14 protein-coding genes are annotated in these 12,670 nt (G+C 62.5%); 7 read left to right on the plus strand and 7 right to left on the minus strand.

Annotation, left to right across the window (positions count from 1 at the left end; genetic code table 11):
• On the plus strand, positions 1-651 hold the full coding sequence (locus tag V8192_RS09775) for a glutathione S-transferase family protein (RefSeq protein WP_341632885.1): 651 nt from the start codon (positions 1-3) through the stop codon (positions 649-651).
• Here the strand turns inward: V8192_RS09775 and dnaJ are convergent.
• From dnaJ to fabD, 4 genes are all read right to left on the minus strand, one after another.
• Entirely contained in the window at positions 648-1,766 is a 1,119-nt protein-coding gene (dnaJ, locus tag V8192_RS09780) for a molecular chaperone DnaJ (protein ID WP_341632886.1), read from the minus strand. The two genes, V8192_RS09775 and dnaJ, sit on opposite strands and share 4 nt — an antisense overlap.
• Before the next feature lie 61 nt (positions 1,767-1,827).
• Complete coding sequence (gene dnaK / locus V8192_RS09785; protein WP_341632887.1) at positions 1,828-3,774, minus strand: molecular chaperone DnaK; 1,947 nt, start codon at positions 3,772-3,774, stop codon at positions 1,828-1,830.
• Positions 3,775-3,904: 130 nt separating this feature from the next.
• On the minus strand, positions 3,905-4,645 hold the full coding sequence (fabG, locus tag V8192_RS09790; protein ID WP_341633327.1) for a 3-oxoacyl-[acyl-carrier-protein] reductase: 741 nt from the start codon (positions 4,643-4,645) through the stop codon (positions 3,905-3,907).
• Positions 4,646-4,647: 2 nt separating this feature from the next.
• Positions 4,648-5,574 carry an ACP S-malonyltransferase gene (gene fabD / locus V8192_RS09795; RefSeq protein WP_341632888.1) on the minus strand — a complete coding sequence of 309 codons (927 nt, stop codon included), beginning with the start codon at positions 5,572-5,574 and terminating at the stop codon, positions 4,648-4,650.
• A gap of 130 nt (positions 5,575-5,704) precedes the next feature.
• On the opposite strand from fabD, the gene V8192_RS09800 reads away from it, so the two are divergent.
• Together V8192_RS09800 and V8192_RS09805 are read left to right on the plus strand one after the other, a co-directional pair.
• On the plus strand, positions 5,705-6,175 hold the full coding sequence (locus tag V8192_RS09800) for a DUF4142 domain-containing protein (RefSeq protein ID WP_341632889.1): 471 nt from the start codon (positions 5,705-5,707) through the stop codon (positions 6,173-6,175).
• Positions 6,176-6,185: 10 nt separating this feature from the next.
• Positions 6,186-7,562 carry an APC family permease gene (locus V8192_RS09805; RefSeq protein WP_341632890.1) on the plus strand — a complete coding sequence of 459 codons (1,377 nt, stop codon included), beginning with the start codon at positions 6,186-6,188 and terminating at the stop codon, positions 7,560-7,562.
• Here V8192_RS09805 and V8192_RS09810 read toward each other — a convergent pair.
• Both V8192_RS09810 and V8192_RS09815 read right to left on the minus strand, forming a co-directional pair.
• Complete coding sequence (locus tag V8192_RS09810) at positions 7,495-8,673, minus strand: aromatic ring-hydroxylating oxygenase subunit alpha (protein WP_341632891.1); 1,179 nt, start codon at positions 8,671-8,673, stop codon at positions 7,495-7,497. The genes V8192_RS09805 and V8192_RS09810 overlap by 68 nt on opposite strands.
• A gap of 51 nt (positions 8,674-8,724) precedes the next feature.
• On the minus strand, positions 8,725-9,234 hold the full coding sequence (locus V8192_RS09815; protein WP_341632892.1) for a hypothetical protein: 510 nt from the start codon (positions 9,232-9,234) through the stop codon (positions 8,725-8,727).
• Between the two features lie 249 nt (positions 9,235-9,483).
• Here V8192_RS09815 and rpsF point away from each other — a divergent pair, with 249 nt between their 5' ends.
• The 4 genes from rpsF (at position 9,484) to V8192_RS09835 (ending at position 11,482) form a co-directional block, all read left to right on the plus strand.
• Positions 9,484-9,888 (plus strand): 30S ribosomal protein S6, encoded by a 405-nt coding sequence (gene rpsF / locus V8192_RS09820; RefSeq protein WP_341632893.1) that lies wholly within the window; start codon positions 9,484-9,486, stop codon positions 9,886-9,888.
• A complete protein-coding gene (rpsR, locus tag V8192_RS09825; protein ID WP_341632894.1) occupies positions 9,888-10,112 on the plus strand; it encodes a 30S ribosomal protein S18 in 225 nt (74 codons plus the stop codon). The genes rpsF and rpsR overlap by 1 nt, the downstream gene beginning before the upstream one ends.
• Positions 10,113-10,124: 12 nt before the next feature.
• Positions 10,125-10,733, plus strand: coding sequence for a 50S ribosomal protein L9 (gene rplI / locus V8192_RS09830; protein WP_341632895.1), 609 nt, complete (start codon positions 10,125-10,127; stop codon positions 10,731-10,733).
• 167 nt (positions 10,734-10,900) lie between these two features.
• Positions 10,901-11,482, plus strand: coding sequence for a hypothetical protein (locus tag V8192_RS09835; RefSeq protein ID WP_341632896.1), 582 nt, complete (start codon positions 10,901-10,903; stop codon positions 11,480-11,482).
• Between the two features lie 108 nt (positions 11,483-11,590).
• Here V8192_RS09835 and V8192_RS09840 read toward each other — a convergent pair whose 3' ends face one another.
• Positions 11,591-12,244, minus strand: a complete 654-nt coding sequence (locus V8192_RS09840) for a glutathione S-transferase family protein (protein WP_341632897.1) — start codon at positions 12,242-12,244, stop codon at positions 11,591-11,593.
• Between the last annotated feature and the right edge of the window lie 426 nt (positions 12,245-12,670).

The following is a 12,670-nucleotide window of genomic DNA, read 5'->3' on the forward strand; positions in this document are numbered from 1 at the left end:
ATGTCCAGCATCAAGGTCCATGGAATTCCTGGAAGCCCGTTTCTTCGAAGCGTCCAAATCGGGCTGATTGAAAAAGGCGTCGATTATGAGCTGGAGGCGATGTCTCCCGCCGACATGCGTAGTGCGCAGCATCTCGAGAAGCATCCCTTTGGCCGCATCCCAATTCTCGAGCATTCGGGTTTCGAAATCTATGAAACCCAAGCGATCCTGCGCTACCTCGACGAGATCTTTCCCAGCCCGCCGCTCATGCCCGGCAATCCAAAGGCGCGCGCCCGGGTAAACCAGGTCATCGGCATCATTGAATGCTATTTCTTTCCGAAGGCTTCGGCACCAATCGCCTTCAATCGTATCATCGGTCCAAGGCTGCTTGGGCTGCCGAGCAACGAGCAGGCGATCGCCGAGGCAATGCCGATGGCTCGAACCTGTTTCAGTACGCTGGACGGCATTCTTGGCGGACAGTCCTACTTTTCTGGAGAAAGCATGAGCATCGCCGACATCATGCTCGGCGCTCAGCTGGACCTGTTGTGCGATACGCCGGAAGGCGCCGACCTCATTGCCGGAACACGGCTCGCGCCCTGGCTGGAGCGAATGAAGACGAGGCCGAGCTTTGTGGCGACGCAGCCGCCGGCCGCTCTCAGCGAAGCAGCCTAGCCCGCAAAATAATCGCGAGCGCGGGCAAAGAAGCTCTTAGTCGCAGGGCATTCCTCGCCGGTTTCCGTCTCCCGGAATTCCTCGAGGAGCTTCTTCTGTTTGGGGCTCATCCTTGTCGGCGTCTCAACGAGGATCCGGGCGACGAGATCACCGCGCCCACGGCCGTTCAAGACGCTCATCCCCGCACCGCGATGCCTCAGTTGCTCGCCCGACTGGATTCCGCTCGGAATCTTGAGCTCGATCGAATTGCCGTCGATCCCTGGAAGGCTGATCGCCCCGCCCAGCGCCGCGGTTGTGAAACTCACCGGGCAATCGGCGATCAATGTCGTGCCCTCGCGCGCATAGATCGGATGGCGCTTCATATGGACGAAGAGGTACAGGTCGCCGCCTCCTGCGCCGCGAACGCCTGCTTCACCCTCACCCGCGACCCGGATGCGCGTACCCTCGTCGACGCCGGCCGGAATTTTCACCGACAGCTTGCGCTGCGAGAGCGCCCTTCCCTCGCCATGGCAGTTGCCGCACGGATCGGTAATGACCTCGCCTGCGCCGCGGCAGGTCGGACAGCCGCGCTCGACGACAAAGAATCCCTGTTGCGCGCGAACCTTGCCCATGCCGCTGCAGGTCTTGCAGGTGCTCGCGCAATGATCGGCCTTGGTGCAGCCGCGGCCGTGGCAGCGCTCGCAGGTCGTCATCGCCTGCACGGTGATGGTCTTGTCGACCCCGGTGAATGCTTCCTCGAGGCTTAATTCGAGATCGTAGCGAAGGTCCGCGCCGCGCGCGGCGTTCTGCTGCGCCCGCGGGTCCATGAACTCGCCGAAAATCGTCGAGAAGATGTCGGAGAAGCCGTTGAATCCCGCCTCGGCAAAGGGGTCTCCGCCGCCGCCGTTCTGGAACGCAGCTTTTCCGAAACGGTCGTAGGCGGCGCGCTTCTGCGGATCCTTCAGCACGTCATAGGCTTCGTTGATCGCCTTGAAGTGCGCTTCCGATTCCTTGCAGCCGTTCTTGCGGTCCGGGTGATGTTCCTTGGCGAGCCTGCGGTACGCCGCCTTGATCGAAGCGTCGTCGGCGCCGCGAACGACGCCCAGCAGTTGGTAATAGTCCTGCTCGACCATCAATGCTCCCCGCTACGCCCTACAGGACCGGCGCGGCCCCCAGATGAGAAGCCGCGCCTGGTCATCATCCCTTGTTCTCGCCCTCGTCGACCTCGGAGAATTCCGCGTCAACGACTTCTTCCTCGCCAGGCTTCTGCTCCGTCCCTGGACCCGACGTGCCGGCGTCTGGGCCAGCGGCCCCCTCGGTCTCGGCCTGCTGGGCCTTGTACATTGCCTCGCCCAGTTTCATCGCGGCCTGGGTCAGCGCAGCGGTCTTCTGCTGCATCTGCTCGGCATCGCCGCTTTCAACGGCCGTTTTGGCTTCGGCGAGCGCCTGCTCGATCTCGCCCTTCACATCTGGCGAAACCTTGTCGCCATGCTCGGCGAGCTGCTTCTCGGTCGAGTGGATGAGGCTTTCCGCATTGTTCCGGGCCTCGGCAGCGCTGCGACGCTTCTTGTCGTCCTCGGCGAACTGCTCCGCCTCGTGCACCATTTTCTCGATGTCGCTGTCGGAAAGACCGCCGGAAGCCTGGATCCGGATCTGCTGCTCCTTGCCCGTTCCCTTGTCCTTGGCCGAGACGTTGACGATACCGTTTGCATCGATGTCGAACGTCACCTCGATCTGCGGCACACCTCGCGGCGCCGGCGGGATTCCGACAAGATCGAACTGCCCCAGAACCTTGTTGTCCGCAGCCATCTCGCGCTCGCCCTGGAAGACGCGGATCGTCACGGCGTTCTGGTTGTCCTCGGCGGTCGAGAAAACCTGGCTCTTCTTCGTCGGAATGGTCGTGTTGCGGTCGATCATCCGGGTGAAAACCCCGCCCAGAGTCTCGATCCCGAGGGATAGCGGCGTGACATCGAGCAGCAGCACGTCCTTGACGTCCCCCTGGAGAACGCCCGCCTGGATCGCTGCGCCCATGGCGACCACTTCATCCGGGTTCACGCCGGTGTGCGGATCCTTGCCGAAAAACTCCTTCACGCGCTCGCGCACACGCGGCATGCGGGTCATGCCCCCGACGAGGACGACGTCATGGATGTCCTTGGCGTCCACGCCGGCATCCTTGAGCGCCTTCTTGCAGGGTTCGATCGTCCGCTCGATGAGGTCATCGACCAGTTTCTCGAGATCCGCGCGGCTGATCGTCTCGACGAGGTGGAGCGGCGTCGTGGTGCCTCCCTCCATGCGCGCCGTGATGAAGGGCTGGTTGATCTCGGTCGTGGCCGCCGAAGAAAGCTCGATCTTGGCTTTTTCCGCGGCCTCCTTCAGGCGCTGAAGCGCGAGCCGATCGGTACGCAGATCGATGTTTTCCTTCGTCTTGAACCGGTCCGCAAGCCAGTTGACGATCCGGGCGTCGAAATCTTCGCCGCCGAGGAATGTGTCGCCATTGGTCGACTTCACCTCGAAAACCCCGTCGCCGATCTCGAGGATCGAAACGTCGAAGGTTCCGCCGCCAAGGTCGTATACCGCGATTGTCTTGCCGTCGTCCTTCTCGAGCCCATAGGCGAGGGCCGCGGCAGTGGGCTCGTTGATGATGCGCAGGACCTCAAGGCCGGCGATCTGGCCGGCATCTTTCGTTGCCTGACGCTGCGCGTCGTTGAAGTAAGCTGGAACCGTGATCACGGCCTGGGTGACGGTTTCGCCGAGATACGCCTCGGCGGTCTCCTTCATCTTCTGGAGGATAAAGGCCGAGATCTGCGAGGGCGAATAGTCCTTGCCACCAGCCTGCACCCACGCGTCGCCATTGGCGCCCTTGACGATCTTGTAGGGCACCAGCTCGGTGTCCTTCTTGGTGATCGGGTCGTCGAACCGACGGCCGATGAGACGCTTCACCGCGAAAATCGTGTTGTCGGGATTGGTGACCGCCTGGCGCTTGGCCGGCTGGCCGATCAGGCGTTCGCCGTCTTTCGTGAAGGCGACCACGGACGGAGTGGTCCGCGCCCCCTCGCTATTTTCGATGACCTTCGGCTTGCCGCCTTCCATCACCGCTACGCAGCTGTTGGTTGTGCCCAAGTCGATACCGATGACCTTGGCCATGTTTTCTATCCCTCTTCTTCCAGCCCCAATCGGCCCCCTTTTTTAGGCAGCCGAAATGTTGAATTCATTCGGGATATAGGTGCGGTGGAACCGACGACAAGGAGTACGGCAAGAGAGCCTTAACCTTGCGTCAGGGCATCGCCATGCCGCCGTTGACGTGGATCGTCTGGCCAGTGACGTAGCCCGCCTCCTTCGAGGCAAGATAGACGCAGGCCGCGCCGATATCCTCCCCGCTTCCCATCACTCCCATCGGGATTCGCGACAGGATGCCCGCGCGCTGCTGCTCGGTAAGCGCATCAGTCATCGCCGAAATCATGAATCCGGGGGCAATTGCATTGACAGTGATGCTGCGGCTGGCCAGCTCCTGCGCGACCGATTTCGTCATTCCGATCAGGCCCGCTTTCGAAGCAACATAATTGGCCTGCCCCGGATTGCCGGTCACTCCGACGACGGACGTGATCGAGATGATCCGTCCAAAACGGGCCTTCATCATCGGCTTTGCAGCCGCCCGCATCAGCCTGAACGCAGCTTCAAGATTGATGCGGATCACTTCCTCGAACTCCTCATCCTTCATGCGCATGAGAAGATTGTCGCGAGTGACCCCGGCGTTATTGACTAGAATGTCGAGTTTTCCTCCAAGAGCCTCTACCGCGCGGGGAACGAGCTGGTCGACAGCAGCGCCGTCCGAAAGGTTGCAAGGCAGGGCAACATGGTCGCCAGCAAGGCTGGAGCGGAAGGTCTCGAGCTTTTCGACATTGCTGCCCGACAAAGCGAGCCGCGCTCCCGCCCCGGCAAGCGCATCGGCGATGGCGCTGCCAAGTCCTCCGGACGCGCCTGTCACCAGCGCGGTCATTCCCTCAAGGTCGAACATCGTCACGCAATCTCCTTCGTGAGCGCTTCGACGTCCTCGATCGTGACGATGCTTGCGACCTTCGCGTCGGGAACGATGCGCTTGACCATGGGGCCGAGGACCTTGCCGCCGATTTCAACAAAATCCTGGACTCCGGCGTCGAACATGTTGGCTACGCTCTCGCGCCAGCGGACCATAGCGGTAACCTGCTCGACGAGCTGGTTTCGGATCGTGTCGGGGTCGGTCTGCGGCTGGGCCGTCACGTTCGTGAACACCGGCACCACCGGCTCTTCAACGATCACGTAGCCAAGAGCGTCCCGCATCGCTTCGGCAGCAGGCTGCATGAGAGCGCAATGGAACGGCGCCGAGACAGGAAGCGGGATCGCTCTCTTTGCGCCCATTTCCTTTGCAAGAGCGATCGCGCGATCGATGGCGGATTTCGTCCCCGAGATCACCACCTGCGAGGGATCGTTGTCGTTCGCGACCGTGCAGACTTCGCCCTGGGATGCCGCGCCGGCAATCTTTTCCGCAAGCGCAAGATCGGCGCCGAGCAGTGCCGCCATCGCTCCCTCGCCGACCGGCACTGCCCGCTGCATCGCCTGGCCGCGCAACTTCAGCAACCGTGCCGTTGTCGGAAGATCGAATGAGCGCGATGCGCACAGCGCTGTATATTCGCCAAGACTGTGGCCCGCGACAAAGCTTGCGACCTCGTCCACGCGGACGCCCATCGTGCGCAATATGGCAAGCGAATGCGCCATGATCGCCGGCTGCGCATTTTCCGTAAGCCTCAGCTCTTCGTCAGGCCCCTCGCACATGAGGCGGAAAAGGTTCTGGTCGAGCGCTTCGTCTACCTCATCGAACACATCGCGTGCCTGCCGGCTTGCACCGGCAAGCGCTGCACCCATGCCCACGGCCTGGCTGCCCTGTCCCGGAAAAAGGAATGCGCGCATCGGGTTCCCTCGGAAAAATCAAAGCGCGCCGCTTGGCCCCTGGAACCGCGAGGGTCAAGCAGCCGTCGGAACCGGCGCACGGGCGGGCGGGTTTCCGAGCAAGATCATCTGAAAACGGAAAGGCACGTCCATGTTCCGCAAGATCCTCACTGTCGCAGTCGCGCTCGTTCCAGCGTCGGCGTTGGCGGCGCCCGCTCCCGTCTTCCTGCGTGCCGCCATTCAGGGCAATTATTCCGAAGTGACCTTGGGACGGATGATCCAGCGCCAAGGGTCCACGCAGGAGGTCCGCAGCTTCGGTTCGATGCTCGTGGGCGATCACGGCAAGGGACTGCAACAGGCGCAGGCCATCGCAGACAGGATGCATCTTCGCATTCCCGCGACGCTCACTCCCGAGGCCCGCAGCGAACAGCGGCGGCTGCAGCGCCTTAGCGGCCGCGGCTTCGACCGCGAGGTTCGACGTTACATGATCGGCGATCATCAGAAGGACATCGCGCTCTTCCGCGCGCAGGTCCGCAGCGGGGATCGCGCGACCGCCGCTTATGCGGCGGCGACGATCCCGGTCATGCAACACCACCTCTCGATGGCCCGATCACTTCGCTAGCCAGGAGCCGTTGCGCGTCCGCAACCGACCTGCGACAGTCCCCGCGATGAGCGAGGAAGCGATCGCAATCGACAGCCGTCCGGAGCCGGCATCGCGAATGCTCGGCAAATGGATGAGCCTCGCAATGGTCATCGGCTCGATGATCGGCTCGGGCATCTACCTCCTGCCGACGACGCTCGCCCCTTTCGGCTTTAATCTCGTGATTGCCTTCCTCGTCACAGGCTTTGGCACGATGTGCCTAGCCTATTCGCTGGCGCGGCTCTCGGCCTCCATTCCTGGCGGCCCGTTCGCCTATGTGACCCAGGCATTTGGAGAGACCGCCGCCTTCCTGACGCTCTGGAGCTACATGATTTCCCAGATTACCGGAGTTGCGGCCGTCTCGGTTGCGGTCGCCGGCGCCCTGGGACACGTCTTTCCGGCAACGGCGTCGGGCCCAGGGCTCATCGCTGTCGCACTCGGCAGCATTGCCGTGCTGACCGTCGTCAACTGGGGCGGCGCCCGGTCCGCCGGTGTGCTTCAGGTCACCGCGACACTCATCAAGATCGTTCCATTGGTCGCGGTCGTCGTCTTCGTGATCGCGCGCCTTGCCGGAGGCCATGCCGTCGAGCAGCTCGAGCCGACGCCCATAGGAGTATCCGCAATCACTGTTGCAGGCGCGCTCATGCTCTTCTCGCTGACGGGGTTCGAAGCGGCAGCAGTAACGGCACGTGTGACCCGCGATTCGACAGCCACGGTTCCGATGGCGACGATCGTCGGAACCGGCTTCACCGCAATCATTTATCTGCTCTCTACGGTTTCGGCACTCATGCTCCTGCCGAGCTTGCTTGCTGCAAAGAGCGGTGCCCCCTTTGCCGACGCAATCGCGCCGATCCTTGGTCCTATCGCAGGGATGGTCGTCGCGATCATTGCGGCGGTGAGCGCTTTCGGAACTGGCAATTCCCTCCTGCTGTTCGCCGCTGAAGTTGCGCGCACGATCGCCGACGCCCGCGATTTGCCCCCGATATTCCGCAAGACGAACAAAGTCGGTGCGCCTGCTGGTGCACTCCTCATTTCGGCCGCGATCGCAGCCTTGCTGGTGCTTGCGAGTTCGTCGAAGAATTTCGTCGCGCTATACGTCTTCATCACGCTGGTTTCGACGGTCGCCGCGCTGGTGCTCTACGCCGTCTGCGCAGCAGCAGCGCTCAAGCTCAAGGTCGTCGGCAAGGGAACGATCATCGGGCTCGTCGCGATTCTTTATTCGCTTGCGATGTTCGTCGGGGCGGGTCTCGAAGCCACCTTATGGGGGTTCGGGCTTGCGCTTGCCGGCCTCCCGGTCAGGTTCATCTCGCGCTGGCTATACGGCTCCAGCCGGCTGCAGGCGGCGCCTCCAGCCGAGCTTCCGGAATGAGTTTCCGGAGTTTCTGCGCGAAGCTTCGAAGGCACACCTCGCTCGTCCCCAGTGGGCCGGGCCTGTAGGTCGGAGACTGCATGCCGAGCTGCACACGAGCAATGAGCTCGGTGTCCTCGGCGTTGACCCGCCGATTGATGCGCCAGTTGAGGTGGCGCGCTACCTGCATTTCGCGGCGCTCGTCCGGAACTGCGTAGCTGATCTCCCGGATGACCGTCTCGGTGGCGCTCACCGGCAGAAACTGCATGAAATCGACCTGGTCCGGGTAGATGTCGAAAGCGACGTTCGGAAACAGCTTGTAATAGAGCCACTTGCGCTGGTGACTTTCCGGCAGGTGGTCGACCCTTGGAAGAAGGCGCTGATACGAACGCTCGGAAGGATTGGTCGATTCCTTCTCGGCAAGATCGCCCTCCATTCTGTCGACGTAGCTGCGCGCCTCGATCCGGTAGTTCCTGCCGAACAGGCGCGTGAGCCCGGGATGACCGATGGGAATATGCAGCCCGTCAGAGTAATTGTCCGCGATGGTTTTCCAGTTGAGCTTGCGCTCACGAAGGGTAACGCGCCCGATCGGCCGGAGGTCGGCAAAACGGTAAGGGGCAACCTCGTCCTCATAGGGCGCCATCATCTCGGCGACCGAAGGTCCGCCAGGCTCCAGCCTCACGAATAGGAAGCCCAGCCAATTCTCAAGCTCAACAGGGACAAGGCCAAGCTCATCGGTCCGAAGGTCCGGATATTCGCCGCGGTGCGGAACACCGACCAACCGGCCGTCCCTCGCGTAGCTCCAGGCATGGTACGGGCAGGTCAGCAGCTTCGTGCAGCCGCCGTTCCCGTCGACGAGGCGGGATCCCCGATGCCGGCAGACGTTAGAGAACGCCCTTGGCTCGCCGTCGTCGCCCCGGATCACGATTACGCTCTCCCCCAGATAGTCGAGGGTCCTCCAGGCTCCGGGCTCGGCAATCTCGTGCTCGTGACACACGACCTGAGGAGCGGCGCGCAAAAAGGCCTTTTTTTCGGCCTCGAAGAACTCGGGATCGAAGTACAGCCAGCCTGGCAGGCTCATTCCGTCCAGCGGGTCAGGCGTCGGGTGCACCGACTTCAGCTGCGTTGCCATCCACCCAATTTGGCACGACAAGGGCGCGGACCGCAATCCGCGCCTGTCGACTTAACGATGGCGCGGGAACTGCGCGTTGATGATCGTTCCCGTAGGAAGCTGGCATTGACCAACGCCGCCGCCGGCCATGCCGACCGACGGGCTCATCAGCGTGAAATGGCAGCGCATGAACCCGCCGGGGCCCTGCAGGTTGGCGAGCACCTGGCCGGTATATTGGGTGACCGTGTCAGGGCCCCAGCCGCCCCAGCCGCCCCAGCCCCAGCCCCAGCGGCGTCCGCCCCAGCCGCGCCCCCAGCCGACACCCAGGCCCCATCCGTTCCACAGCGGTCCGTAATCGAAGCGGCTTTCCTGCGTGATCTGGAACATCGGGCCCTGGAACACCTGGCCGTTGCTGAGCTGTGCAACCATATTGCCCTGGGTTCCGCCCGTCTCGGTCCAGGTGAAGGTTGCTCCAACGTTTCCACCGACCGATTGACCCGTTCCAACGCCAGTCGTCGTGCAGCCTGCAATTGCGATCGCGGCGAGCGACGCAACAGTGGCCCTGATCGATAATGCAGTCATGATATGGCTCCTTTCATGCCGTAAGAACGGAGGAGACTAGGCCGCGGCTCCCACGGCTGTTTCGCCTTACTCCTTTGTGGGCGTAAGGTCTCACGAAGTTCATGCCGTACTTGCCTTTTTGGGCACGTTCGCCCATAGGCGGCGGCGCTGGCGCGCGGCATTGTCCGGGCGCCCGTTGTTTTTGGAAGACAGCCGGAGGGGCGTCGCACCGTGCGGCGTCAGCGATCGGTCAACAGAGAGAATTGAAACATGCCGCTCTACGAGCATGTTTTCCTCGCGCGCCAGGACCTTGCACAGGCCCAGATTGATGCGCTCGCGGAAAACGCCACCAAGATCATTGAAGATAATGGCGGGAAGGTCGCCAAGACCGAAACCTGGGGCCTGCGCAGCCTCGCTTACCGGATCGCGAAGAACCGGAAGGCGCATTATGTCGCGCTCGATGTCGATGCGCCGCCAGCAGCGATCGCCGAGCTCGAACGTCAGTCGAACATCAACGAGGACATCATCCGCTTCCTCACAATCCGGGTCGACGAGCATGAAAAGGGCCCGTCCGCGATGATGCGGCGCGGCGAGAAGGAGCGCGAACGGCGTTCCGAACGCGGAGAGCGCGATGATCGTCCGAGCTTTCGTCCGCGTGAAGAGGAGGTCGAATAATGGCTCGCGCATTCTTCCGTCGCCGCAAGTCGTGCCCCTTCTCGGGCAAGGACGCGCCGAAGATCGATTACAAGGACGTGCGCCTGCTGCAGGGTTTTGTCTCCGAACGCGGCAAGATCGTTCCGTCCCGCATCACCGCCGTCTCCTCGAAGAAGCAGCGCGAGCTCGCGCGGGCCATCAAGCGCGCCCGCCACATCGGCCTTCTTCCCTACATCGTGAAGTAAGGAGAGCGACCCATGGAAGTGATCCTGCTTGAGCGCGTCGAGAAGCTTGGCGCCATCGGCGACGTGGTGAAGGTCAAGGACGGCTTTGCCCGAAACTACCTCTTGCCGCGCAAGAAGGCGTTGCGCGCCAACGACGCGAACCGCAAGCTGTTCGAAACGAACCGCGCGCGGATCGAGGAAGAAAATGCCAACCGCCGCTCGGAGGCCGAAAAGAGCGCCAAGGGCGTGGACGGCAAGACCGTCCAGCTGATCCGCCAGGCCTCGAACACCGGTCAGCTCTACGGCTCGGTCAGTGCACGCGACATCGTCGACGCGCTCGAGGCCGAAGGCGCTACGGTGACCAAGAGCCAGGTGGTGCTCGATCGTCCGATCAAGGCGATCGGTATGCACGAGGTGAGAATAGCGCTTCATCCGGAGGTCGCGGTGACGGTGAAGGTCAACGTCGCTCGCTCGCCCGAAGAGGCGGATCTCCAGGCTCAGGGCATCGACGTCATGGCACAGATGTTCGAGCGCGATACGGCTGCGTTCACCGAAGCCTACGACCCGAACGCCGAGCCAGGCGCGGCGGCCGAAGGCTCGCCCGAACCGGAATCGACCGAGAACGAGGCAGAACAGGCCTAGTCTCGGCCGTCAGCCAGAAAAAAGGAGGCCGCTGCTCGAAAGAGCGGCGGCCTTTTTTGTTGCGCCGGGCCGTTCGTCGCAAAGCCTGTTGGGCGCTCGGAACGGTTGATCGCCGATCCATGTTCTGCACCCGGAGCGAGCGGGGACCATGTGAGGAGTATTTCGCAATGGCTGAAGAACGCGACGACGAGTTCCAGAAGAACCAGGACACTGGGAACGAGCAGCCCGCCGGGCAGCAAAGCCAGCAGAACGAGTTCGGCCAACAGCCGGCCGGCGGAGCCGGCCGGTCGGGATCCCAGCAGACGACGAGTGAGAAGGCCAATGAAGGCAGCTCCGGCGGTCAGAGCAGCGGGCGGGAATCCCAGGGGCTTGGCAGCCAGGCCGGTCAGCCCCTCGGCGGCAACGACAGCAATACCGGTTCAGGAACGACCGTAGGCCAGGGCGCCAGCGTCGGAGGACAAAGCTCAAGCGGACAGGCCAGCTCGAGAAGTGATGGCGGAACGCTCACCGCCGATCAGAATTCGGGCTCAGGCGGTCAGGCAAGCAGTTCCGGGACTTCGTCGGACGAAGGGTTCATCGGCTCGAAGGGTTCAGGATCCAGCGACTATTTGCAAAATAGTGGTTCGGGCAGCTCGCCCGCCGGTTCATCTGCTGACGCAACTCAGGGCTCGGATTTCGCCAGGCAGGGCCGAGGAGCGCTCGGTGAGGATGCCAACGAATCCGACAGCTCCGAAGGGTCGGATAGCTAAGGCAGCCGCGGGCCTTCCGGAGGAAATTCGAAGGCGCCTCCTTCCGGAAAGGCCTGTTGAGTACGGCGAAAAGCGCCGCGTTCTCAAAAGGAGCGCGGCGCTTCCCTTTCAGGCAGGCTCCCTTGCAAGAAGCGCAGCCTCCCGCTCAATCCACTCTGAAAAACTTGGCCGAGCGAGAATGCGATCCACATAGGCTCGGATCCGGGGATAGCGATCGGGGTCCACGTTCGTCTTAGTGTGCCGAAAATTGGCGAACGGACTGGCAACCGCGATATCGGCGAGCGACAGCTTATCGCCGACCAGATAGCCCTCTGACGGAACGACCCTCTCGAGATAATCGAGAATGGGAGGCAGGTCATTGAGCTCGGCCTCGCGGACGGCCGCATCATCGCAAGGGAGACCAAGGAAGCGCGGCCGCACGATCCGGTTGAAGAAAATCTTCGAGCCGCAAGCCACAAGGATCGTGTCCGCGAACTCATCGTACCAAATGGTCTTACCCCGCAGCCTTGGATCGGAAGGGATCATCGCAGGCTCGGGCTGCTTTGCTTCCAAATAATGGACGATCGCGCTGGAATCCGCGAGCGTGTAATCGCCGTCGCGCAGGCCAGGCATCTTGCGGAATGGGCTAACCTCCAGAAATTCGGCGCTCGGGTGGCCCGGCGCGCTGCCGGTCGGACGCAGCTCGATCTGGATCTTCTTCTCGCCTGCGACCGCAAGTACCTTGCGCACGAACGGCGACAAGGACGAGCCATAAAGGATCATTGGTTGCTCCCCGGTTTTCACGTCAGACGGCGGACCTGGAAGGTTCCTCGCCCGCTGATTTGATGCTGTCCCACTAGGAGTGCCGGCGACGCGCAGCAACTGCAGCAAGGACGATCTTCGATACACGATCCGCTGCAAGCGCTGGAAGCGCTGGAACAGCAGTTCGTGTATAAGTGGAGTGAGACTCGTGTGGGCTAACACACCCGAATCGACGCGAGTCTCCGGCCCGGCCGTGCCTTTCTGCGATGGGCCGGGCCGCTCGCGATTGCCGCGGTCCGACGAGCTAAGCGGATGCGTACCGAGAGGAACGGATCATCGGGCTCCGGCGCCGATGAGTGCGCGTTCCGGCAGGTCGAATCCTCGCTGATCTTGGCAATTATATACTTTACTTAGCAGGCACTCAGTGGTACTAAGCTTGCAAGAGGC

Origin of the sequence: Sphingomonas agri, from assembly GCF_038148795.1 — a bacterium.
GTDB lineage: Bacteria > Pseudomonadota > Alphaproteobacteria > Sphingomonadales > Sphingomonadaceae > Sphingomicrobium > Sphingomicrobium agri.